Below are 24,232 nucleotides of genomic sequence, written 5' to 3'. Positions count from 1 at the left end.
CCCGTAGTTAATGGCGGACACATATCGAGTTGTTGTTTTGAAAGGATCAGTTTTCTGTTGAGGGCAAAGCAGCAAAGCCCTGCGTTATCGTTAGTAAGTGTTCGACATTGAGCTGCGCTGGCAAAAAGAGCGCGTTTGGATTGCGCATATGCCGGGGCGCTCGAAACCGTCGTTGAAACTAATCCTAGAGTGGAAATCGCCATTACAGCAAGTAAACCACCGCGTTTTGCCTTGATTATTTTGTTTGTTATTGTAGGCATTTTACGTTTTCCCTTAGAGTTAACTTTACAAGCAACTCACCATACTAGGAAAACATTTCGTTTTTTTCTTAGCCATTGATGGCTTTATTGCTTATGCAATCTGTAAGCTAATTATTATTTGGTTACTATTTAACAATGATGCTTAGGGGCCTTATAAAAAGATTAATGAAATGATTCAAAATATACCGTATTGTTTAACCTGATCCCGTCGCGGATTATCAGCCGCCCAATCGTTCCAGAGGATAGTGTTAATCCTCGCCAGTAGCGGCAAAGACGACGTACCCAGCCTCAGGCCCTGAGATCAATGCCGTCACGGCATGTTAGTAACCGACGTAGAATTTCGAGGCCGGGAACATGATTTTAACGGTTTAGCGCGCAAGCTGCGTTTGGCAATTCGCGGGAGAGCGTCGAATGATTCGCAAATATTCTCTGCTTGTTTTGACGGCACTGGCAATTGGAAGCACAATTTCGGCTCCGGCATTCGCGCGGGGCACTGAAATGCAACTCAACGGCAAGGGCTTTGGCCCACCCGCATTCCGCTCTTTTTGCGGGCGTTTCGCGAGCCTCTGCAACACCCGATCAGGCGCCAGGATTGTCCAGCTGACGGCGGATAAACGCCAGCAACTTCAAGCGGTTAACTCAACCGTTAACTCCAGCATCAAGCAGCAGAGCGACATGCAGACCAATGGTGTCGAGGACCTCTGGACGGTCCCGACGAAGGCGGGTGATTGTGAAGATTTCGCCATCCTGAAGAAGCGCGAACTCCTGAAACGAGGCTGGCCAGCTGCATCACTGTTACTTACGGTTGCCCGCCTTCCCTTCAGCAATGAGGGCCATGTGGTGCTGACTGTTCGCACTTCAGACGGCGACCTTATTCTCGACAACCGCACCAATTCGGTCAGGGACTGGTCGAGCACATCGTATCGCTATTATGCGCGGCAATCACAAAAATCGGCGGGCTGGGACAGAATAGGCAAAGCAATCCCCATCGACGTGACCGCGCGGCTGAAGTAACGCCCTCAACCGCTCGCAACCAAAATTCAACCGCTGAATGAGATTCTCGTTCCGGATTCGACCTTTCTTGCATAGGAATCGGATCAAACCGTTAAGAATCGCGCTTTTCTGTTGTATTTCGCCCGGATCAAACTTGCCGTCGATAAATCGTGCGGCGCGTTGCCGCCTTCCTCTGCCAGATGTTGCTATTGCCGCAATCAGGTGAAAAACTGGTGACCAATTCGCTCTTGCAATGAGAGGCCCATCGAGAATTTTTCGGTGGGAAAACTGATCCCCGGCATGTCTGATATCGATGAATCCGACTCCTCGAGTGAGTCGCTCTACTGGCGGCAGAACCTCGTCGTCTGCCTGCTCGGCTCATTCACGACGATTGTCGCGATGACCTTGATCCTGCCTTTTCTGCCACTCTACGTTGAACAGCTTGGGGTGAAAGACCATGCGGCGATCGTGCAATGGTCGGGTGTTGCCTATGGCGCAACATTTTTCACAGCAGCGCTCGTGGCGCCGCTTTGGGGGCGTCTTGCCGATCTCTATGGGCGCAAACTGATGCTCATCCGCGCCAGTCTCGGGATGGCGGTGGCCATGTCGCTAATCGGCATGGCGACCGATGTATGGCAGCTGGTTTTCCTGCGGCTTTTGACCGGACTGCTCGGCGGCTATGCATCGGGATCCACGGTCCTGGTGGCGACACAGACGCCGAAGGCGCGCACTGGCTGGGCCCTCGGCACCCTTGCGTCAGGCATCATGGCCGGCAATCTTGTCGGTCCGCTGATCGGTGGCGCGCTGCCGCCTTTAATCGGTATCCGCCAGACCTTCTGGCTGGCGGGAGGCGTCATTTTCATCACCTTTCTGGCCACGAGTTTCTTCATCAAGGAAGAATGGCGCCCGGCAAAGCCGAAGACTGGCAAACTGGGGGGCGGCTGGTCGGCCATTCCCGACAAGCGGCCGATCGTCGTGATGCTGCTCGCAGGCATGCTGCTGATGCTCGCCAATATGTCGATCGAACCGATCATCACCGTCTATGTGGCGCAACTCGTCGCCAATCCGGCCCATGTCACAATGGTCGCCGGTATCGTCATGTCGGCAGCCGCGCTGGGAAGCATCCTTTCGGCATCGCGCCTCGGCAAGCTTGCTGACCGCATCGGCCATTGGAACGTCATCGTTGCGGCGCTTGGCGTATCGGCGCTCCTGTTGATCCCGCAAGCGTTCGTAACCGAGGGCTGGCAGCTTGTCGTTCTGCGCTTCTTGATGGGGCTTTCGCTCGGCGGGCTCCTGCCCTGTATTACCAGCGTTATCCGCCACAATGTGCCCGACCGCATTGCCGGTACTATTCTCGGCTATGCCACCTCTTCGCAATATGCCGGGCAGGTTATCGGCCCTCTTGCGGGCGGGTTCGTTGGCGGGCATTTCGGTATGCGCGCGGTCTTTCTCGGCACCTGCCTGATGCTTGGTGTCGGCGCGCTTTACGGCTGGCTGGTGCGTCCGCGATAGAGCCGCTGTCGGGCGGCCGGTTCGACAAGTTCGAAAGCGATATTCCCGGCGAGATGGGCGATGAACTTTTCGATAATACTCAGCGCTACTTTCGCATGGCCGGAGATGGGGTTGCCGGAAGGTTGCAATAGAAAAAGCGTGCGTGTGAGCGGTGGATTGGCGATCTTGCGCGCAATCAGCGTACCGGCCTCGACCTCGCGCGCGACGACGCCATAGGGCAGAAGCGCAGAAGCGGTACCTTGCGCTATCAGCCCCTTGATCGCCTGCTTCGATTCAATCTGATAGGTGACGTCGAGTGGCAAATGCAGTTGTTCCATCGCCTGTTTTACAAGCTGGATGATATGGCTTTTTTCGGTGGAGATCACGAAAGTCGCCCTGGAAAGTTCGGCGAGATCGATCGGCCCCTGCTTGTTGAATTCCGTTGCCGGACCGGTGACGAAGAAAAGCGATTCGGTCAGGACCGGCGTGCAATTGACCGCCTTAATATAAGGAGCGACGTCGAACGCCAACGCAAGATCAATCTCACCCTTGGCAATCCGCTCCGGCAGATTGTGACTGATATCTTCGATGATATGGACTTTGGCGGCCAAGTTCTGCCGGTTGAATTCCTGCGCCAGCGGAGCTGCAAGCAGCATCGAAAGACTGGCTGTCAGTCCGATGGACAGATGCCCTTGCTCCGAATTGTTGAAGGTCTTGATATTCTTCTTGATCGTCGAAAACCGTCCCAGCAGGTCCCTGGCTTCTTCGAGAAAATACTGGCCGGCAGGCGTTGTCTTGATGCCCCTTGGGCTGCGATCCAGCAATTGCACGCCGAGCTCCCGCTCAAGCGCAGTAATCTGCGAGCCAAGCGCCGGCTGGACTATGTTCAATATGGCCGCGGCCTGTGTGATGCTTCCGCTTTCGCAAACACATACGAATGATTCAAGCTGACGAACCCTCACAGTTTTCCTCCTCTGCACGAGCCCCTCTTATCATGCCGGCAGGATCAGGTCATGCGGAAGAACGTCTTGCGCCGGAAGACGTTCTTAAAGGGAGTAGAGCTCGCCGAGGATTAAAGCTTCATGCCTGGATGAAAGGCTCCAAATCAGATGACGATCCTGGTCATGATGCCTTCCGGAAAGATCTCCTCGGGCGTCATGTGCCGTTGGGCGATACCCTGCTGATAGGTATAGAGCATCATCTGTTCGAAGGTTGCCCGGTTCTTTTCGATACCGAAGGGAAATGTATCGCCATCGAAAAGCGTGCGCATGCGGCGCGCGTATGTGGCGAGCCAGGGCAAGGGATAGCGCGAGACGGCAGGATCAAGCAGTCGTTCGAGGCTGCGGTTTTTCGACTCCTCGAAGGCATTGTAGAGGTTGCGGGCGATCCATGGATTATCATCGAGCAGGTGTTTCTTGAGCGCGATGATATGCATGATCGGCCAGACGCTCGTGCATTTATAATATTCCTCCTCCATCTCCAGGTAATCCGGAAACAACCGTTCGACATTGGGATCTCCCTCGAGGAAACAGGTGGGCGGCCGGGCAATGATAGCGCAATCGATCTCGCCGGAAGCGAGCATCTCCGAGAGAGATTTGTCGCCGACGCGCGTCAGCTTGACACCTTCCGGCAAGTCGAGATCGACCTTCTCGATGCGCCCCGATGCGTTCGCCCCGGCCTGATACCAGTGGACGTCCTGCAGTTTGACTCCGCAATCATTGTGCATCCAGCCGCGCATATACACGGCTGCGGAATGTGCCCATTCCGGCGAGCCGATTCGCTTCCCGCGCAAGTCTTCGACCGTCTTGATGCCGCTGTTCCTGTTCACATAAAACGAGCTGAACCGGAACAGGCGCGAGCAGATGACCGGCAAGCCGATGATGTCGCTGTCAGGCCGGCTGACCTGCGCCATGAACTTGGCAAACGAAAGCTCGCTGATGTCCCATTCGCGATTGAAGGTGAACCGCGCGAAAATCTCGTGGTGACCCAGGGTCAACCAATTCAGGTCCAGCCCCTCGGCTTTCACGGCGCCAGTGCGGAAATCGCGAAAGTGATCATAGTCGGTCGTGGCTATCGTGAGTTTTTTGCTGGTCATTGCAAGTTCCTGATTGCTTGTTATTCAGAGCGGAGAACATTCGATCATGGTGCCGCTACTGCAATCTCCTTGGCCTTTGACCACCGCGTTGACGGGCGTGAACAGTCTCAGATCATCTTCGACCACAATAGCTATCGCGGACGCTAGTGTGAGTTCCGACGCCTATCCAATACATAGATTGTTTAGGGTCATCTCAAAAACAGATGGCTGGTGGTCGAGGGCGGTTTGACGGCCTGCTCTTCGCAATCGATCGTTCAAAAATAATTCTTCCAATTGTCATGGAACCGGACTCATACCGGACTCATTTCTATGGTCGGCTGAGCGGCGTAAAACTGCTGCCAAACTGTCCGACATTATGGAGGAAGTGATGAACGACAAGCGTTTTCCCATCCCGGTTATGATCACTCTTGGAACTGCCGGTCAACGAGCGGTCTCCAGCGTTTGGGAAGCGATCGAATGCCTGCGAAGTTATTGGCCAACCAAAAAAGGACCGAGCTATCGCCGGGCTTTGCAAGCCTGTCTTGATGCGCTTGACGGCTGGAAGCCAGCGCATAAGGCGCGCCATGCCTTTATCAGTGCCGCGCGCGAGGCTGGCGTATTTCTGGACACCAGACTGCATTAAGGGTACCGCTTTATACCCTCACCTTGGGGGGAGGGAAAGTGGAGCCTCAGCGAATATCTGTCCGCGCCCGCGGGCGTTTCTCATTCATTTCATTGGAGAAGATCGCTGGCGGAAGCGGTGTCATTTCACGAATGATATCCGCGCCTTTTTCACCCATCATTATCGTCGGTGCGTTGGTGTTGCAGGACGGGACGCGCGGTATCACCGAACTGTCGCAGACGCGCAGGCCCTCAAGACCCCGGACTTTCAGTTCGAGATCGACAACGGCCATGGGGTCGGTGCCCATCTTGCAGGTACCGACGGGATGATGGTCGGTCTTGGCATTGGCGCAGCCATAGTCGAACAGTTCCTCGTCGGTATTGTATTTTGGTCCGGGCAGACGCTCCGCCATGACGAATGGTTTCAGCGCGGCCTGCTGCATGATCTCCCTGGCAAGCTTCAAGCCCTCGATCGACATCCTTCGATCATGCGGATCGCTCCAATAGTTCGGATCGATGAGCGGCGCGGCGGATGGGTCCGCCGATCTCAACCGAACAGTGCCGCGCGAACGGGGATGCAGATAGGCCGAATTCAAAGTGACGCCGGCGTTCTTCAACCGTTCGACACCGGCCTCGATACCGGAACCAAGGCCCAGGTGGAACTGGATATCGGGCGAGCGGGCTTTGTCATCGGCGTACCAGAAACCGCCGGTCTCGAACAGGCTGGATGCGACGGGACCAGAGCGGAACAGTACATATTGCAGTCCGGCCCACAGGGTCCTGTGCAGCTTCGCCACACCATCATAGGTGTGATCGCCGGTGCATTCGCAGATGACGAACAGGTCAAGGTGATCCTGCATGTTCTCGCCGACGCCCGGCAGATCATGCACAACCGGCACGCCGACGCTTTTCAGATGGTCGGCGGGGCCAATGCCGGATTGCAGCAGGAGCTTTGGCGAGCCTATCGCGCCGGAGCTCACCAGAATTTCGCGTTCCGCCCGGATGATTTCGCGCGCATGGTTGTCGATGATCTCGACGCCAACAGCACGGTTGCCCTCGACGATGAGTTTTGACACCTGTGCGCCTGTGCGGACCGTAAGGTTCTTGCGATCTTTTATGGGTGCAAGATATGCCATAGATGCGGACGACCTGCGACGATCCCGTTGGGTCAGCTGGTAGAAACCGACACCAGCCTGCTGCTTGCCGTTGAAATCATGATTATAGGGTATGCCCAGCTCCTGACCGGCGCGGATATAGGCATCGCAGATCGGCAAGGTGGCAGAAGGCATTGAAACACCCAGCGGGCCGCCATAGGAATGGTAGTCATCAGCAAAACGCTGGTTGTCTTCGGCGCGCTTGAAATAGGGCAGGACATCGCGGTAGCTCCAACCTTTGCAACCATCTTCGCTCGCCCACGAATCGTAGTCGGTTGCATTTCCGCGCGTGTAAAGCTGCGCATTGATGCTCGACCCGCCTCCAATGACCTTGGCCTGCGTATAGCGAAGGACGCGGTTTTTCATGTGCTTCTGCGGCACGGTTTCCCAGCCCCAGCTGGCGACGCCCTTGGTCATCTTGGCGAAGCCGGCGGGCATATGGAACAACGGGTTCCAATCGCCGCCACCTGCTTCCAGCAGCAGCACGGAAATAGCCGGATCTTCACTGAGGCGGTGGGCGAGGACGCAACCCGCAGGGCCCGCGCCAGTGATGATGTAGTCATAGGTCATGGTCTAACTCTTTGTTTTACGCAATTTTGCGGCGGAAACGGGTTCCCACCTTTCCCGCAATTCCTTTAAAGCCTGCTTATCGAAAGGGCGCCATCGGCATGGATGACGGAGCCGGTGGCAAAGTTGAAATCGCCGCTGGCCAGCGCCGCGACGATACGGCCGAGATCTTCCGGCTCGCCCCAGCGCTTCATCGGCACCAGACCCTCGGCGATAAGTTTGTCGTATTTCGCCGCGGCAACCGCGGTCATGTCAGAGCGTATGATACCAGGGCGCACATCGAAGACACTGACGCCCTGATCGGCCAGACGCAGGGCTAGGCCCTGGGTGAAGGCGGCAAGTGCCGCTTTTGTCATGCAGTAATCGAGCCGTTCCGGCGAGGTCATCGCGGCAGAGACCGACGTGATGTTGATGATCGAGCGTGGAAGGGATGTCTGCTTTTGCGCCAGCATCATTCTCAATACGGCCTGTGTGAAAAACACGGTTCCGCGCAGATTGATATCAAAAACGGCGTTATAGTTAGCTGGCTCAAGATCGAGGAAGTCTCCCCGGACCTTCGAACCGATACCGGCATTGTTGGCCAGGCAATCGATGCGGCCGAACTTCGCGATGGCGCCCTCCACCGTTGGCTCATGGCTTGCCAGATCGGCTATATCCGACCGGATAAACATCGTATCTGCACCGAGCTTCCTGAGCACCCTGAGTGCCGATTGACTGGCGTCGTCATCGGCAATGTCGGTGATGGCGAGGTCGAAGCCCTTCGACGCCAGAGCTTTGGCTATGCCAAGCCCTATGCCGCGGCGTGCCCCGGTGACAAGAGCGACGGGTTTCATCATGCGAGCTCCTTCGACACGATATGATCCGCGACACGCAGCGCCTGCGCAGCAATGGTCAGTGCCGGATTGACGGCGGCAGAGGTTGGCAGGAATGCCGCGTCGACCACGAAAAGATTGGGATGCTCATAGGCACGGCAATAGATGTCGAGCGGCGCGTGCGCGGGGTCGTCACCCATGCGGACGGTGCCGCATTGATGCGATGGGGTCTTGCGATCGAAGGCCTTGGAGAGAACGATCGGAAAACCAGCTGAGCGCAGGACCGATTTGATCTGCGCGACCAGCTTTTGATGCGCCGGCCAATTGCTGCGAATCCATTCAAGGATGATCCTGTCGCCATCGACACGAACGCGGCTGTCCGGTTTTGGCACATCCTCGCTCATGGCGAGAAAATCCACCGTATGGGCGCAGAAGCGGTCGAGTATCCATTCGGGAACGAGCTTCAGGTCGGACTTGAGCACTGGTCCACTGATCCGGCCGAGCAGTTGCGCATTGCCGAGCGGCGCACCGCCATTGCCGTCGGACAGGTAGAAATCATTGAAACCAAAAGTTTTCTGATAGACGGAATCGTTCCTGAACCGTGGGTCGAAGCCGATGACCGCCGAGAGATTGTGGTTCATGAAATTGCGCCCGACCTGATCGGAACGATTGGCGAGCCCGGCGGGATTGGCATCGCTGGCGGAGCGCAACAGCAGCACGGCGGACTGCACAGCACCGGCGGAAAGGACGACAAGCTTGGGCTTTATGGCGTAACGCGCGCCGTCTTTTTCATAGTGCACTGCGGCGAGGGCGGTGCCGTCAGGTACGGTTTCAAGCCGCGTGACACGGGAATTGGTCTGCAGCCGTACGTTGTCGTGCTTGAGCGCATCGGCCAGAGCAGTGGTCTCGGCATCCATCTTGCCGTTGAAACTATTGGGATGTGCGTCCCATGGCGTTTTCCCGTGGGACAGCCATGTGTCGATATCGACACCGAGCGGCAATGTCGATGGATGAACACCCGCCATCTTCAGCCGCTCGCGCAAGGCAGCGATCGGCGCTTCGTCAGGAACCGCGGGGAAAACATAGGGCGTCGAATGAAGCGGTTCGGTCGGGTCTTCGCCCAGCTTGCCGCGAACCTGATACAGGGCCTCTGCCTTGCCATACCAAGGCTCCAGTTCCTCATAGGGAAAGGGCCAGGCAGGCGACACGCCTTCCAGATGCTGCATCTCTTCGAAATCCTCGGAGCGATAGCGCGTCAGCACCGCCCCGTAGAATTTCGAATTGCCGCCCACATTGTAATAGTTCCCTGGGTTGAACACCCTCCCGGTCTCGTCGTACCAGTGTTCTTTGGGGCGGAAGAACCCGCGCTGGAAGATCGCCCGCGGATCGCGATTCTCGGGACGATCAGGCAGATGATCGCCCGCCTCGAGGATGAGAATATCGGCACCCGAGGCGGCAAGCCCTGCCGCCATTGTCGCGCCGCCGATACCTGAGCCAATGATCACGATATCTGCGGCTGTGGCCGGTTGTATCTCTTGGCTCATGCGCATTGACCGTTCATGCGCTTCAGGCGCCGATACGCAATTGCGATTGCGGATCGAAGAATACGGCCTTGTCCAGATTGAAGGCGAGCTGTGTTTTCGCGCCCGGAACAATCTGGGCATCGGCACGCAGCCGAGCAACCACTTCCTTGCCGCCAAGCTTTGTCACCGCGAAAGTATCCGAACCTGCCGGCTCGACCACTTCGATCAGGCATTCGCCTTCGACCACGGAGCCCGCATTGCGGTCGGCGCCATCTGGATCAGTCAATGCTTCGGGGCGAATGCCGAAGATGACATCCTTGCCGGCATATCCGACGAGAGCGCTGTTGGTCTTCTTGATCGGCAGGCGCAGCGGTGCCGCATCCGGCCTTTCGAGCACGACATGCAAATCCGAAGCGCCGCCATCAATCTTGGCCTTGAGCAGGTTCATTGCCGGTGACCCCATGAAATCGGCAACGAACAGATTGGTCGGGTTGTTGTAGATTTCGGCCGGCGTGCCGAACTGTTGCAGCACGCCATCCTTCAGAACCGCGATCTTGCTCGCCAGCGTCATAGCCTCGATCTGGTCGTGCGTAACATAGACGATCGTGGTCTTCATGCGCTGGTGCAGCCGCTTGATTTCCGTGCGCATGTCGACGCGCAGCTTGGCATCGAGATTGGAGAGAGGTTCGTCGAACAGGAACACCTGCGGGTTGCGCACAAGCGCCCGGCCCATGGCGACACGCTGACGCTGGCCGCCCGAAAGCTGGCTGGGTTTGCGGTCGAGCAGATGGCCGATCTGCAGCATATCCGCGACCTGCTTTATGGCCTTTTCGCGCTCTGGCTTGGGGACCCCGCGGATTTCCATGCCGAAGGCGATGTTGCCGCCAACGGTCATATTCGGATAGAGCGCATAGGACTGAAACACCATCGCGATATCGCGCTTAGAGGGATGCAGTCCGCTGATCGACTTGCCCTTGATGGAGATATCGCCGGAGGTGATCGGTTCCAGCCCGGCGATGGTGTTGAGCAAAGTGGACTTGCCGCAACCGGAAGGACCGACGAGAACGAGGAAGCCGCCCTCGTCAATCTCGATATTGATATCCTTGAGGATCGGCACATTGCCGTAGGATTTATGCAGGTCTTTGATCTGGAGAAATGACATTGATTTATCCCTTCACGGCACCGGACATGAGGCCGCGGACGAAATAGCGTCCGGAAACGATGTAGACGATGAGCGTTGGCAGCGCTGCGAGAATGGCGCCGGCGAAATGCACGTTATATTCCTTCACGCCGGTCGATGAATTGACGAGATTGTTGAGCGCAACCGTCATGGGCGTGCTTGAGAAACCGGAGAAAGAGGCACCGAACAGGAAGTCGTTCCAGATATTGGTGAACTGCCAGATGACGGACACGACAATGATCGGCCCCGATGAGGGCAGAAGGATCCGGCGGAATATCTGGAAGAAGCTCGCGCCGTCGATCTGCGCCGCGCGGACGAGCTCGGTTGGAAACGCCTCATAATAGTTGCGGAAGTAGAGCGTGGTGAAGCCAAGGCCATAGACGATATGGACGAGGATCAGGCCCTGGATCGTGCCGGCCATGCCGAGCAATCCAAGCATGCGGGCCATGGGAATGAGCACGATCTGGAACGGGATGAAGCAGCCGAGCAGCAGCATGCCGAACATCAGATTGGAGCCGCGGAACTTCCATTTGGTCAGGACATATCCATTGAGCGCACCGACAATCGTGGAAATTGCGACCGCAGGCACGACCATGAGAATCGAATTGATGAAATAGGGCCTGAGACCTGTCGGCTGCACGCCGATCTGTGCCGTCGACCAGGCTGTAAGCCAGGGCTGGATCGTCCATTCGCGTGGAGGCGACAGCATGCCGCCCTGACGGATTTCCTCCAGCGGCTTCAGCGAATTGACCAGCATGACGTAGAGGGGCAACAGGTAATAGAAAGCAAACAGGAACAGTGCAGCGTAAATCAATACGCGTGTCAGCTTGCCGCTGGAGATGGCATTATCCGGGCTCTGGGCACTCATTTGTTGCCCCCTCTGATTTCTGAGTAGAGATAGGGCACGATGATAGAGAAGATCATGATCAGCATGATGATGGCCGATGAAGCGCCGATGCCCATGGAATTGCGGGTGAAGGTATAGGAATACATGAAGGTCGCGGGCAATTCGGTGGCCTGCCCCGGTCCGCCGCCGGTCAGCGCAATCACAAGATCATAGGCCTTGATGGCGAGATGGGCGAGCACGACGAAGGCGGAGAGGAAAACCGGGCGCATCAGCGGGATGATGATGCGGCGATAGATCATGCCGGTCGATGCGCCATCGATCTGCGCCGCCTTGATGATTTCATTGTCCACACCACGCAGACCGGCAAGAAACATGGCCATGACGAAGCCGGAGGATTGCCAGACGGCGGCAATGACCACCGTATAGATCGCCATTTTGGAATCCTTGATCCAGTTGAAGTGAAAACTCTCCCAACCCCATTGGTGCATGGTATTTTCAAGACCGATACCGGGATCGAGGAACCATTTCCAGGCAACGCCGGTGACGATGAAGGAAAGTGCCATCGGGTAGAGGTAAATCGGGCGCAGGAACCCTTCGATACGGATCTTCTGGTCGAGCAGGATGGCAAGACCGAGCCCGATGACCGTGCAGATGATGATATAGAGCGAAGCGAAAATACCGAGATTGGTGATCGCGCGCCACCAATGCGGCAAGGCCCAGAGCCTACGGTAGTTGTCAAAGCCGACAAAGCCGTAGGATGGCAGCATCTTGCTATCGGTGAAAGACAGGATGCCGGTATAGGCGATGAAGCCGTAGACGAAAATCAGGACGATCAAAAAACTCGGTCCCAATACCAGTTTCGGTATCAGGTCCTGTATGCGGCTGCGGGTATCCATAGCCTCACCCCTCGATGTGTAATCTTATATTGCCGCGAAGCATCGCGGGAACCTGTCCGGGGCCATAAGCCCCGGACAGAAACACGTGACTTATTTCGCAGCTGCAACAGCGGCAACGAGTTCCTTGACTGCGTCTTCCGACGTCAGTTCGCCGTTGAATTGACGGGTCACAACGTCGTAGATCGCGTTCTTGACTGCTGCCGGATTGGCATGACCATGGGCCATGGATCCAAAGAGCGTACCAGCCTTGTTGGCTTCGGCAAGATCCTTGATGGCCTTCTTGCCGCAATCATCAAAAGCCGTGTCCGGAACGTCCGTACGGGCGGGAGCAGAACCCTTTACGACATTGAACGCCGACTGGAAGGTTGGGCTTTCGATTGCGGACGCCATGGCGAGCTGTGGCTTGAGCTGTGCTTCACTGACCTTGAACATGGCGAACTGGTCGGAGTTGAACGTTACCGAACCCTGAGTGCCCGGGAAGCGCATGCAGACGAAATCCTTGCCTGGCACTTTGCCAGCCTTGATGAATTCGCCCTTGGCCCAGTCGCCCATGAACTGCAGACCGGCCTTGTTTTCGATGACCATCGCGGAAGCAAGATTCCAGTCGCGACCGGAGAAGTTGTCGTCCACATAGGTACGCAGCTTGGTCATGCGATCAAAGGCTTCCTTCATCTTGTCGCTGCCAAGCGCAGCGGGATCAAGGTCGATGAAGGCCGACTTATAGAAGTCGTTGCCGAGCGACAGAACGACGGCATCGAAGATCGTCGCATCTTCCCATGGCACGCCACCATGGGCGACTGGAATGATGCCCTGTGCCTTGAAGTTGTCGAGAAGAGCGATCAGCTCGTCCCAGTTCGCAGGCTCCTTGCCACCGGCCTTGTCGAGAGCCGCCTTGTTGATCCAGATCCAGTTGGTCGAATGCACGTTGACCGGCGCAGCAATCCAATGGCCGTCATACTTCGAGAACTTCTGCAGAGCGGTCGGGATAACGTCATCCCACTTTTCCTTGGTCGCAACTTCATCGAGGTTGCCGAGTGCACCCTGTTTCGCCCAGTCAGTGATGTCGAAACCGAGCATCTGTACGGCCGTCGGAGGATTGCCGGCAGTAACGCGGGCGCGCAGGACCGTCATCGCTTCGGTACCGCCACCACCGGAGACGGGCATGTCGGACCAGGTGATGCCCTTGGATTCCAGATCCTTCTTGAGCACTTCCAGCGCCGTTGCCTCACCGCCTGAAGTCCACCAGTGCAGGACTTCGACGTTTTCGGCCGCACGGGCCATCGTTGCCGTACCGAGCAGCATTGCTGCAGCGGCAACCGTATTCATCAGCTTTTTCATAACAGTCCTCCCACGAGAAAAAAGAGATAAAATTTTGCATGTCCGACCGAAGGTGCCCTTAGGTCCGGGGCATTCATACAATAGGCAGAACGGCTATTACAATCGATTTAATCTCCTGACCATACTACTTTCCGCCTACCTATGTGCATGTTCAAAGTTTTGGTTTCCGTATAGTCCTCTACTGCGTGCCTGCCGAGTTCGCGGCCGAGCCCGGATTGCTTGTATCCTCCAAAGGGTAGTTCCGATGCACCGTCCATGAAGGTGTTCATCCAGACTGTTCCAGCACGTACCTGACGGCCGATCGTCATGCAGGTATCGAAGTCGCGGCTCCAGACGCCAGCGGACAGTCCATAGTCGATTGAATTCGCGATGCGGACAGCGTCCTCCAGCGTCTCGAATGTTAGCACGGACAGCACCGGTCCGAATACCTCTTCCCGCGCCACGGCCATCTCCGGCTGAACAGCCGAAAGGATCGTCGGTGCCATGAACTGTCCCATGCCCAGATCGAGCGCTTCGCCGCCATGGCTGACATTCGCCCCCGCGGAAGCAGCATTGCGGACATAGGCGCCAACCTTGGCGAGATGCTCCGGCGTAATGATCGCACCAACCTTGGTGCTCGGATCGAGCGGATCGCCAACTCTGACCTTGGCGGAAAGCGCCGCCACACGCCGGACGACTTCATCGGCGATATCGCGGTGAACGATCAGGCGGGATCCGGCATTGCAGCATTCGCCTGCGTTAAAATAGGCGCCGAACACCGCCGCATCGATGAAATCATCGAGATTGGCATCGGGAAACACGATCTGAGGGTTCTTGCCGCCGAGTTCCAGTGAGACTTTTTTCAGGGTCTGGGCGGCATTTGCCATAGTCAGCTTGCCGACAAGGGTAGAGCCGGTAAACGAAACCATGTCGACATCCGGATGCGTGGTCATTGGCGCACCAACTTCGGCGCCCGTTCCGACGACAATATTGACCACGCCAGCCGGCACGCCGGCTTCCATGAGGATTTCGCCGAGGACCAGCGTCGAGCCGGATGTCAGCTCAGATGGCTTTACCACGGCTGTGCACCCGGCGGCGAGCGCGAAGGGTAACTTCTGGCTTACGATCAGGAACGGGAAATTCCAGGGAGTTATGATCGAGACGACACCGATCGCCTCGCGCAAGACGACACCCAGCGTTGCGTCTCCGAGCGTGTTATAGCTTTCGCCATGCAAGTCGCGGCCAAGGGCAGCCGCGTAGCGCCATATATCGACGGCGCCACCGAGTTCGGCCTTGGCCTGACTGATTGGTTTGCCGGATTCGATACAGTCAAGATAGGCAAGTTCGTCGGAGCGCACTGCGATCAGATCGGCGGCTTTGAGGATGATGTTCGAACGTTCCGCACCGGTCATGCGCGACCACGGTCCATTGTCGAACGCGTGTCGGGCCGCAGCGATTGCGCGTTCGGCGTCGGCCTTGGTGCCTGCCTGGTAGCGTGAAACAACAACGCCATGACCGGGGCTCTTGCGCTCGATGACCCCGCCTTCAGCGCCGCCCGTCCATCGGCCGTCGATCAGCATCTGGAATTCACGCACCTTGAAATTATCGAGTGCCTGAGGCCGCACCAGAACCGTCATTACCATTCTCCCTTGAACACGGGCTCACGCTTTTCGGCAAAGGCCGAAACACCTTCTTTCAGGTCCGCGGTTTTTGCGACGAGGATCGAGCCCAGGGCTTCAACCGCCGTTCCATTGTCTTCGCCATTGGCTGAAGCGATCATCAATTTGGCCACCTCCACGGCAGCCGGGCCGCGCTTGGCGATGCGCTCCGCATAGGCTTGCGCCGTGGAAACCGCGGTACCGGTTTCGACCACATGGTCGACGAGGCCGAGCACCTGCGCTTCGCTAGCGCCGAAAATCTCGCCGCCGAGCGCCATGCGGCGAACAATTTGCGCGCCGAAACGCCGGGTTAGCCGCTGTGTGCCGGACCAGCCAGGCACCATGCCAAGGCCGGTTTCCGGCAGCCCAAGCTTGATCTGTGTTTCAGCGATGCGGATATCCGCAGCAGCAGCGAGTTCCAGGCCCCCGCCCAGCGCGTGTCCGTTAAGCGCCGCGATCAAGGGCACCCGCAGTGTCGCCAGCCGTTCGAAAACACGATGGCCGAAACGCACCCAGGCATGGCCGAACTCATTCGGCGTCATCGCCGCCCAAGCCTTGATATCGCCGCCTGCAGAAAATGCCTTGCCGGCCCCGGTGAGGATCGCAACCCGCACTTGCGCGTTGGTCTCCACCCTATCGCAGGCGGCTCTCAATTCCTTCAGCATGTCGAGATCGAAGGCATTGAGCTTTTCCGGCCGCGACACGGTGATCGTCGCAATGGGGCCTGCGAAGGTGACGTTGATGCGCGGGTCAGCCATGGAGCCTCCTTTGCGGTTTTTGCGGCAACTGCAGGCCAAACGGCTCCGGCACAAACAGATGCCCGTCCATCAGCTTGAGATCGCGGGCGACGACCAGCGGAAATTCCGACTGATCGAGAATGTGGGTCTGCAGGTCCACCCCCGGCGCGATTTCCGTCAGGACCACGCCTTCCGGCCTGAGAACCATGACGCAACGTTCGGTGACATAGGTAATGTCCTGACCTTGCTCGACGGCGCGACGGCCGGAGAAAGTAACGTGTTCGACTTGCGTGACAAGCTTCTTCAGCTTGCCTTCCTTCTCGATGATGAGTCTGCCGTCTTCGACATGGACCTTCGCACCGGCGTTGAACATGCCGGAGAACACAATCTTGCGGGCCCGTGCGGTGATATCGACAAAACCCCCTGCACCAGCGGTCACATGTGGACGGAAGCTGAGCTTCGACACGTTGACGGAGCCGGACTTGTCGATCTCGAGGAACGACAGAAGCGAGGCATCGAAGCCCGCGCCCTGGAAATAGGTGAACTGATGCGGTGATGGCACGAAGGCTTCCGCGTTGGAAGCGCAGCCGAACGCGAAATCAAGGAGCGGAATGCCACCGACGGGTCCTTGCTCGATCACCCAGGTAACGGCCCCATGCAAGCCTTCCTCAAGCAGAATGCGTGGAACATTTGCAGAGATGCCGAAGCCGAGATTGACGGCACTGCCAGCTTCGAGCTCGGTTGCGACGCGGCGCGCAATGACTTTCTGGATATTGAAATCCGGGAGCGCGAAATCCTCCAGCGGATGGAAAATCTCGCCGGAAATAGCCGGATCGTAGAGCGTTTGCGTTGTCTGCTTCTGGTCGGGATCGACGACGACATAATCCACGAGGATGCCCGGAACACGCACATCGTGCGGCTCCATCGAACCGCTCTTGGTGATGCGTTTGACCTGCGCGATGACGATACCGCCATTGTTGCGTACCGCGAGCGCCTGATCGAAGCCGCCCAGATAGGCGCCTTCATGCTCGTAGGTGAGATTGCCACGTTCATCGGCCGTGGTGGCGCGGATGATCGCGACCTGCGGAATGATGGGCTTGAAGAACAACCACTCCTCGCCGCCGAATTCGATCTTGCGGACAACCGGCTCTTCGGCAGCAGAGGCATTCATGGCGCAGCCCTGCCGGTCCGGGTCGACAAACGTATCGAGCCCGACCTTTGTGAAAACGCCCGGGCGCTTGGCCGCTGCTTCACGGTGCATGTCGAAGAGAATGCCGGAAGGAATATTGTACGCCGCCACCTCATCATTGCCGATCATCTGCCAGATCAGCGGAGGTTCGGCACTGGACGGCCCGGAGGGATAGGAGCCGCCGATGATCTTCTTGAGCAAGCCCTTCCTGGCGATGTGATCGACACCCTTGATGCCGCTCATATCCCCTGCTGCAATCGGATGCAGGGTTGTCAGATTCCGCGGATGACCAGTCGCATCGAAGCGGGCGCCTATGGCCTTCAACATCAGATCCGGACAGCCGAGACCGCTCGACGACGAGACCGAAACGATCGCTTCGTCTGGAATGAGGTTCGCGGCCTCTTCGGGGGTTATGTGCTTGTTCATCGATATGCGTTTTTCTCAGAGGCCCGGATTGATCTTTTGTGCAGTGCCAGTCTTGGCTGCTTCAGCGACAGCGAGGCCGGCGGCCAGCGACCACACTCCATCTTCGCCACTGGCTGCAGGCTTGCCCTCGCCCGCGATGGCGGCATGGAACTTGGCAATGCCGGTTTCGTAGAGGTTTTTCTGATCGAGTTTGAGCTCAGTCTCACCGTCTTTATTGCGAAGAGTAACCGTGCCGATCGGCTTTTGCGACATCACGTTAAGGCCGACGAGTGAACCTTCGGTGCCATGCACCTCGAAGCCAGTCTCGGAATATTTGGTTGTGAACCCATCATGGAAGAGGGCGATCAATCCCGATTTGAAACGCATGACGCCCATGACCGCATCCTCGAGGCCAGCCTTGGCCAAACCGCTCTTCTGCGAAAACGCCGTCGCCTCGACAGGATCATCGCCAAGAACATAACGCAGCGTGTCCGTGTCGTGTACGGTGATGTCAAGAATAACCCCGCCGCCCGCCTCCGGGCGATCAAGCCGCCAGCCCTGCAAATGCGGCGGCAGATAAACCGCATGAAACACCTTGGCGGCAAGCGGCGTGCCGATCTTGCCAGCGGCAACAGCCTCGCGCATCGCCCTATGACTGGCCGCGTTGCGCAAATGGTGATTGGTGGCGAAAACGACGTTCGCAGCGCGGCAGGCCTCGACCATGGCGCGCGCATCTGCAAGGCTCGTCGCCAGCGGCTTCTCGCACAGAATGTGCTTGCCGGCCTTGGCGGCGGCCAGCACCTGATCCTTATGCAACTCGTTCGTCGTCGAAATATAGACCGCATCGACATTCGGAGCGCCGACCAGGGCATCGAGCGTGGTCACCGACCTGGGGATCTCGTGATCCGCCGCATATTTCTTGCCGCGCTCTTCGTTCGTGCTCATCACGGCGACGATTTCGCCGCCGCTGGCGCGGATCGCATCGATTACCCACTCATGCGCAATCGTGCTTGCGCCGATCAATCCCCAGCGTGTCATGCCAACTCCTCCAATTGATTTACGGGCGCACCGCAGCTTTGGCGCACGACGAGGCGCACAGATGTTACGATGGATTCCGGATCTGTTTGCCCGGCATTGATCTGCTTCAGGACCAGCTGCGCCGCCCGCTGTCCCATGCCCTGCGGGTCGACCGAAACGGTGGTTAGCGCGGGTACTGCCGTCTTCGCCTCGATCACATCGTCGAAACCGATGATACCAAAACCCTTGCCGGGCTCGATATTGTTGGACCGCAGGCCGTCGCAAACGCCAAAGGCTACCGCGTCATTGAGGCAGAGGGCGGAGGTCGGGCGTTCGGCAAAGCCCATCATGCGCTCGACCGCAGCGACACCGCCGGCGCGCGACGGCGCGGAATGGATGACGAATTTTTCGTTGAGCGGGATATTGGCTTCTGCCAGCGCGTCGCGATAGCCGCGCAGCCGCTCGCCAAAAACCGCGGTATCGGCAAAGCCGCCCATGAAGGCGATCCGGTGATGGCCCAGCGAGATCAGATGCCGGATGGCAGCCCTGGCGCCGGTGTAGTTGTCGGAAAGGAGCGTCGAGACTTTCGCGCCTGAGACATTGCGCACGACCAGCACCACGGGAATGCCGCTATCTGCGAGCGGTTTGATATCGCTGGCTTCCGTGCCACGTGCCGGCGACAGGATCAGCCCGGCAATACCGTTCTCGCGCATCGACGAGATGACTTCGCGCTGCCGATCGACACTCTCGCCGCTGTGAGCGAGGAACTGCACGTAGCCCGCAGACTGGACCATCATGTCCATGCCGACAGCAAGCTCGGCGAAGAAACTGTTGGTGAGATCATTGACGACGATGCCGATGATTTTCGATTTCGACTGCCGCAGATTTGCGGCGCCGCGATTGTAGACATAGCCAAGATCGCCGATCAGCGCATTGACCTTGTCGCGCGTCTTTTCGTTGACGAGCGAGCTACCCTGGAGGACCAGCGAGACAGTGGATTTCGACACGCCCGCGGCGCGCGCAATATCCACAATGCTGGTGCGGGTTTTGTTCAACGAAAATCCTCCATCGGCCTTCCATATAATTGGAACGTTCCAAATCAGTCAAGCGCTTTTATTGCCATGTGGCGCTATTACAGAATATTATCGATTTCTGGCGTCATTAAATTGCCGCTTGTTTTTTGGAACGTTCCAAATTAATAGTCAGTGCTTGATCAGGGAGCAATGCAGAATGACCCTCAAAATTCAATTGCCGAACGCAAATGGGTCGAGCGCCGATTACGTTTTGAGCGGCGTTCCGATCGTCGCGCCCTCAAGCACTCCAACATTCAACCGGATTGCCTATGCCGCCGCTCATGTGGTGTCCGACCCGTTGCGAGATACCCAGCCTTGGGGCACCCCTGCAATCGATTGGGATACAACCATGGCGTTTCGCCATCACCTGTGGTCGCTCGGTTTCAAGATCGCCGAAGCGATGGATACGGCGCAGCGAGGCATGGGTGTGGATTGGGCCGGAGCACGCGAACTGATCCGCCGCTCCCTTGCGGAAGCGCGAACTGTGCCAGGCGCCGATCTTGCCTGCGGCGCCGGCACCGATCAACTGGCACCAGACGATGCCAGGGGCCTCCACGACGTGATAGATGCCTATGAGACACAGATCGGGTTTGTCGAAGCCGAGGGCGGGCGTGCGGTGATGATGGCGAGCCGTGCGCTCGCCCGCGTGGCACGCTCGGCAGATGATTATCGCATGGTCTACGATCATGTTCTCGGCCAGACGCGTGAAAAGGTCGTCCTGCATTGGCTTGGAGACATGTTCGACCCGCAGCTCGCGGGTTACTGGGGTTCGGCCTCGTTCGACAGGGCGCTGGAAACAGTTTTGGCCATCATTAACGACAATAAGGCCAAGGTCGAAGGCATCAAGATTTCGCTACTGGACAACGCCAAGGAACTCGAACTGCGCAAGCGGCTGCCGGAGGGCGTCCTCTGCTTCACCGGTGATGATTTCAACTATGCCGAACTGATCGAAGGCGACGGCGAACGCTACAGTCATGCGCTGCTGGGCATTTTCGATGCGGTTGCGCCCTCGGCGTCAAAGGCCTTGGCGCATCTTGCGAAAGGCGAGACTCAGGCCTTCCGCAACGTCATCGAGCCGACCGTACCGCTGTCGTGCAAGATTTTCGAAGCCCCTACTCAATACTACAAGGCCGGGGTGGTATTCCTCGCCTGGCTCAACGGCCATCAAAGTCACTTCACCATGCCGGCCGGCATGCAGTCGGCGCGCAGCATCGTTCACTATGCGGATATCTTCCGGCTAGCCGATCAGGCCAACGTCCTGGATAAGCCCGAGCTTGCGGTTAGCCGCATGAAGAGCCTGCTGCAGGTTTATGGTGTGGCTCAATAGAAAAAGGGGCGGCGCCGAAGCGCCACCCCTCCCCCCACCAAAATGCTTGGAACTTACTTGCTCCAGCTCTTGACCAGCTCGTCGTAATTGACGGTCTGGGGCTTTTCCTTCTCGTTCTCGATCTTCAACTGGGGTGCCAGATGGCCGTTTTTGACGGCATCGGCATTCCAGTAGGCAAGGTCATGTTCTTCGGCCAGTTTCGGACCGATATCACCCTGCACGCCTGACTTTTCGAGGCGTCCGAGAACCTTCTCCTGCTCGGAACACAGCGAGTCCATGGCTTCCTGCGCGGATTTCGCACCGGAAGACGCATCGCCGATCGCCTGCCACCAGAGCTGAGCCAGCTTCGGATAGTCCGGAACGTTGGTACCCGTCGGCGACCACTGCAGGCGTGCCGGCGAGCGATAGAACTCGACCAGACCGCCGAGTTTTGGCGCACGGTCGGTGAAGCTCTTGTGATCGAGCGTGGACTGGCGAATGAAGGTAAGGCCAACATGGCTTTTCTTAACGTCGACGGTCTTCGATGTCACGAACTGGGCATAGAGCCACGCAGCCTTGGCCCGATCATCCGGAGTGGACTTAAGCAGCGTCCACGAACCCGCATCCTGATACCCGAGCTTCATGCCGTCTTTCCAGTAAACGCCATGCGGGCTGGGGGCCATGCGCCATTTCGGCGTACCGTCGGCATTGACGACCGGTAGTCCGTCCTTGACGCTGTCTGCGGTGAAGGCCGTGTACCAGAAGATTTGCTGGGCGACATTGCCTTGGGCGGGGATCGGCCCGGATTCGGAGAAGGTCATGCCCTGAGCTTCCGGCGGTGCATAGGCCTTCAGCCAATCGAGATATTTCTGTATCGAGTAAACCGCGGCTGGACCATTGGTATCACCGCCGCGAGCGACGCATGAGCCAACTGGCTGTGACTTTTCGTTGACCTTGATGCCCCATTCATCGACTGGCAGACCATTCGGGATACCCTTGTCGCCGTTGCCAGCCATGGAAAGCCACGCATCGGTAAAGCGCCAGCCAAGCGATGGGTCCTTCTTGCCGTAGTCCATATGGCCGAAGACTTTCTTGCCATCGATCTCCCGGCCGGTGAAGAACTCGGCGATATCCTCGTAGGCCGACCAATTGACCGGTACGCCGAGATCATAGCCATACTTTGCCTTGAAATCCGCCTTGTTCTTTTCGTCGTTGAACCAGTCATAGCGGAACCAGTACAGGTTCGCGAATTGCTGGTCTGGCAATTGATAAAGCTTGCCATCCGGTGCTGTCGTGAACGATTTGCCGATGAAATCATCGACGTCGATGCCCGGATTGGTGACATCCTTACCTTCGTTTGCCATCCAGTCGGTCAAGTTGCGTGCCTGCTGATAGCGCCAATGCGTACCAATCAGATCGCTATCGTTGATATAGGCGTCATAAATGTTTTCGCCCGACTGCATCTGCGTCTGCAGCTTTTCGACCACGTCACCTTCACCGATCAGATCATGGGTGATCTTGATGCCGGTGATATCTGTGAATGCCTTGGCGAGTGTCTTGGACTCGTAATCGTGCGTGGTGATGGTTTCGGAAACCACCTTGATGTCCATACCGGCGAAGGGCTTCGCCGCGTCGACGAACCACTGCATTTCCTTTTCCTGTGCCGCCCTGTCGAGGGTCGACATGTCGCCAATCTCCTTGTCCAGGAATGCCTTGGCTTCGTCCATTCCGGCCCAGGCACTGCCTGCACCGAACAGCAGCGCCAAGGCTGTGGTTGTCGTTAGAATTCGCGTTCGCATAGTAGTGTCCTCCCAGAGTTGCGATTGCATCGTCAAGTGCGGGGCGGGATGCCCTACACCTAATTTCTAGACATAGCGGAATACACCGATGGCGTAGACCACGGATAAAGCCAAAGCCCACCAGAGGTTCGGACCGACAAGTCCAAGCCAGGCGAGATGAATGAAGGCGCTGCCGAGCAACGACACGAACAGGCGGTCGCCGCGTGTGGTTTCAAAGCGCAGGATACCAACACGCGGATTGCCGCCCGGCGAGGCATATTCCCATACGGCCATCAGCGACATCAGAAAGAAAATGGTCAGGAAAAATAGTGCGGTCGGGAAGGTCCAGGCCATCCAACCGCCTTTGACCAATGGAGCGAACCAGTCACGCGCGCCGTCCTTGAGAGGGACGGCGCCCACGAGCAGCCCGACCATGATTGCAAAAGCGGCGACGACAGCCGCCAGCACTACAGGCCAACGCCTGGTCGTTTCCATTAAACCCTCCCCAGGGCGAAGCCCTTGGCGATGTAGTTGCGGACAAAATAAATAACGATGGCGCCCGGGATGATCGTCAGCACACCGGCCGCGGCCAGAACGCCCCAATCCATGCCGGAGGCGGAAACCGTGCGGGTCATGATGGCAGCGATCGGTTTGGCCGCAGTGGTCGTCAGCGTGCGGGCGATCAACAATTCCACCCACGAGAACATGAAGCAGAAGAAGGCGGCAACGCCGATGCCACTGGCGATGAGCGGTACGAATATCTTCACGAAGAAGCGCGGGAATGAATAGCCATCGATATAAGCCGTCTCATCGATCTCCTTGGGGACCCCGGACATGAAACCTTCGAGAATCCACACGGCGAGCGGTACATTGAACAGGCAGTGCGCCAGCGCTACGGCGATATGCGTATCGATCAGGCCAAAGGCCGAATAAAGCTGGAAGAACGGCAACGCAAACACGGCCGGCGGCGCCATGCGGTTGGTGAGCAGCCAAAAGAACAAATGCTTGTCGCCGAGAAACCGGTAGCGTGAGAAGGCATAGGCTGCAGGCAACGCCACCAGCACCGAGATCACCGTGTTCATCACCACATAGATGATGGAATTGATATAGCCCTTGTACCAGGATGGGTCGGTGAAGATGACCGTATAGTTGTGCAGGGTCGGGTTCTGCGGCCACAGCGAGAAAGCGCCAAGGATTTCCTGGTTGGTCTTGAAGCTCATATTGATGAGCCAGTAGATCGGCAGCATCAAAAAGATGATGTACAGCGTCGGGATCAGCCACCAGAATTTGGATTCGTCGCCGCGCTTGCGCATGCGACGGGCCAGCGCCTTGTC

Annotated in this window: 21 protein-coding genes; 4 read left to right on the top strand and 17 right to left on the bottom strand. The window is 57.6% G+C overall.

The window, feature by feature from the left end:
- Positions 1 to 671: 671 nt before the first annotated feature.
- Positions 672 to 1,274, top strand: coding sequence for a transglutaminase-like cysteine peptidase (locus J2X72_RS04015; protein WP_310068656.1), 603 nt, complete (start codon positions 672 to 674; stop codon positions 1,272 to 1,274).
- A gap of 279 nt (positions 1,275 to 1,553) precedes the next feature.
- Positions 1,554 to 2,765: an MFS transporter gene (locus J2X72_RS04010; RefSeq protein WP_310068653.1), complete on the top strand. Its 1,212-nt coding sequence runs from the start codon at positions 1,554 to 1,556 to the stop codon at positions 2,763 to 2,765.
- Here the strand turns inward: J2X72_RS04010 and J2X72_RS04005 are convergent.
- Both J2X72_RS04005 and J2X72_RS04000 read right to left on the bottom strand, forming a co-directional pair.
- On the bottom strand, positions 2,738 to 3,706 hold the full coding sequence (locus J2X72_RS04005; protein WP_310068650.1) for a LysR family transcriptional regulator: 969 nt from the start codon (positions 3,704 to 3,706) through the stop codon (positions 2,738 to 2,740). The genes J2X72_RS04010 and J2X72_RS04005 overlap by 28 nt on opposite strands.
- Before the next feature lie 143 nt (positions 3,707 to 3,849).
- Positions 3,850 to 4,839 carry an ABC transporter substrate-binding protein gene (locus J2X72_RS04000; RefSeq protein ID WP_310068648.1) on the bottom strand — a complete coding sequence of 330 codons (990 nt, stop codon included), beginning with the start codon at positions 4,837 to 4,839 and terminating at the stop codon, positions 3,850 to 3,852.
- Positions 4,840 to 5,206: 367 nt separating this feature from the next.
- Between J2X72_RS04000 and J2X72_RS03995 the strand changes: the two genes are divergently transcribed.
- Positions 5,207 to 5,461, top strand: coding sequence for a DUF982 domain-containing protein (locus J2X72_RS03995; protein WP_209998552.1), 255 nt, complete (start codon positions 5,207 to 5,209; stop codon positions 5,459 to 5,461).
- Between the two features lie 46 nt (positions 5,462 to 5,507).
- Here J2X72_RS03995 and J2X72_RS03990 read toward each other — a convergent pair whose 3' ends face one another.
- From J2X72_RS03990 to J2X72_RS03935, 12 genes are all read right to left on the bottom strand, one after another.
- The gene (locus J2X72_RS03990; RefSeq protein ID WP_310068645.1) at positions 5,508 to 7,163 is read right to left on the bottom strand and encodes a GMC family oxidoreductase N-terminal domain-containing protein; all 1,656 of its coding nucleotides are present in this window, start codon (positions 7,161 to 7,163) and stop codon (positions 5,508 to 5,510) included.
- 65 nt (positions 7,164 to 7,228) lie between these two features.
- Positions 7,229 to 7,993, bottom strand: coding sequence for a 3-ketoacyl-ACP reductase (locus tag J2X72_RS03985; protein ID WP_310069306.1), 765 nt, complete (start codon positions 7,991 to 7,993; stop codon positions 7,229 to 7,231).
- Entirely contained in the window at positions 7,993 to 9,522 is a 1,530-nt protein-coding gene (locus tag J2X72_RS03980; protein WP_310068643.1) for a GMC family oxidoreductase, read from the bottom strand. Before J2X72_RS03980 ends, J2X72_RS03985 begins: the two co-directional genes overlap by 1 nt.
- A gap of 16 nt (positions 9,523 to 9,538) precedes the next feature.
- Positions 9,539 to 10,657, bottom strand: a complete 1,119-nt coding sequence (locus J2X72_RS03975) for an ABC transporter ATP-binding protein (RefSeq protein ID WP_209998557.1) — start codon at positions 10,655 to 10,657, stop codon at positions 9,539 to 9,541.
- A 4-nt stretch (positions 10,658 to 10,661) separates the two neighbouring features.
- On the bottom strand, positions 10,662 to 11,543 hold the full coding sequence (locus J2X72_RS03970) for a carbohydrate ABC transporter permease (RefSeq protein WP_209998558.1): 882 nt from the start codon (positions 11,541 to 11,543) through the stop codon (positions 10,662 to 10,664).
- Positions 11,540 to 12,418: a carbohydrate ABC transporter permease gene (locus tag J2X72_RS03965; protein ID WP_209998559.1), complete on the bottom strand. Its 879-nt coding sequence runs from the start codon at positions 12,416 to 12,418 to the stop codon at positions 11,540 to 11,542. The genes J2X72_RS03970 and J2X72_RS03965 overlap by 4 nt, the downstream gene beginning before the upstream one ends.
- Before the next feature lie 90 nt (positions 12,419 to 12,508).
- Positions 12,509 to 13,756 carry an ABC transporter substrate-binding protein gene (locus J2X72_RS03960; protein ID WP_310068635.1) on the bottom strand — a complete coding sequence of 416 codons (1,248 nt, stop codon included), beginning with the start codon at positions 13,754 to 13,756 and terminating at the stop codon, positions 12,509 to 12,511.
- Between the two features lie 107 nt (positions 13,757 to 13,863).
- Positions 13,864 to 15,372 (bottom strand): aldehyde dehydrogenase family protein, encoded by a 1,509-nt coding sequence (locus J2X72_RS03955; RefSeq protein WP_310068632.1) that lies wholly within the window; start codon positions 15,370 to 15,372, stop codon positions 13,864 to 13,866.
- Positions 15,372 to 16,151 (bottom strand): enoyl-CoA hydratase/isomerase family protein, encoded by a 780-nt coding sequence (locus tag J2X72_RS03950; RefSeq protein WP_310068630.1) that lies wholly within the window; start codon positions 16,149 to 16,151, stop codon positions 15,372 to 15,374. Before J2X72_RS03950 ends, J2X72_RS03955 begins: the two co-directional genes overlap by 1 nt.
- Positions 16,144 to 17,745 carry an acyl CoA:acetate/3-ketoacid CoA transferase gene (locus J2X72_RS03945; protein WP_310068627.1) on the bottom strand — a complete coding sequence of 534 codons (1,602 nt, stop codon included), beginning with the start codon at positions 17,743 to 17,745 and terminating at the stop codon, positions 16,144 to 16,146. Before J2X72_RS03945 ends, J2X72_RS03950 begins: the two co-directional genes overlap by 8 nt.
- A 15-nt stretch (positions 17,746 to 17,760) precedes the next feature.
- Positions 17,761 to 18,762, bottom strand: a complete 1,002-nt coding sequence (locus J2X72_RS03940) for a Gfo/Idh/MocA family oxidoreductase (protein ID WP_310068625.1) — start codon at positions 18,760 to 18,762, stop codon at positions 17,761 to 17,763.
- Positions 18,759 to 19,796, bottom strand: a complete 1,038-nt coding sequence (locus J2X72_RS03935; protein WP_310068623.1) for a LacI family DNA-binding transcriptional regulator — start codon at positions 19,794 to 19,796, stop codon at positions 18,759 to 18,761. Before J2X72_RS03935 ends, J2X72_RS03940 begins: the two co-directional genes overlap by 4 nt.
- 175 nt (positions 19,797 to 19,971) lie before the next feature.
- On the opposite strand from J2X72_RS03935, the gene J2X72_RS03930 reads away from it, so the two are divergent.
- Positions 19,972 to 21,141, top strand: a complete 1,170-nt coding sequence (locus J2X72_RS03930; protein WP_310068621.1) for a dihydrodipicolinate synthase family protein — start codon at positions 19,972 to 19,974, stop codon at positions 21,139 to 21,141.
- A gap of 53 nt (positions 21,142 to 21,194) precedes the next feature.
- On the opposite strand, the gene J2X72_RS03925 is transcribed toward J2X72_RS03930, so the two are convergent.
- The 3 genes from J2X72_RS03925 to J2X72_RS03915 form a co-directional block, all read right to left on the bottom strand.
- Positions 21,195 to 22,919 carry an ABC transporter substrate-binding protein gene (locus J2X72_RS03925; RefSeq protein WP_209998569.1) on the bottom strand — a complete coding sequence of 575 codons (1,725 nt, stop codon included), beginning with the start codon at positions 22,917 to 22,919 and terminating at the stop codon, positions 21,195 to 21,197.
- A gap of 66 nt (positions 22,920 to 22,985) precedes the next feature.
- On the bottom strand, positions 22,986 to 23,393 hold the full coding sequence (locus J2X72_RS03920) for a DUF2160 domain-containing protein (protein WP_209998570.1): 408 nt from the start codon (positions 23,391 to 23,393) through the stop codon (positions 22,986 to 22,988).
- Positions 23,393 to 24,211, bottom strand: coding sequence for a carbohydrate ABC transporter permease (locus J2X72_RS03915; RefSeq protein ID WP_209999868.1), 819 nt, complete (start codon positions 24,209 to 24,211; stop codon positions 23,393 to 23,395). Before J2X72_RS03915 ends, J2X72_RS03920 begins: the two co-directional genes overlap by 1 nt.
- Positions 24,212 to 24,232: the final 21 nt, after the last annotated feature.

Source organism: Phyllobacterium sp. 1468 (assembly GCF_031455525.1).
Lineage (GTDB): Bacteria > Pseudomonadota > Alphaproteobacteria > Rhizobiales > Rhizobiaceae > Phyllobacterium.
The sequence above is the reverse complement of the archived record's forward strand: the minus strand, read 5'-3'. Positions and strand labels throughout refer to the sequence as shown.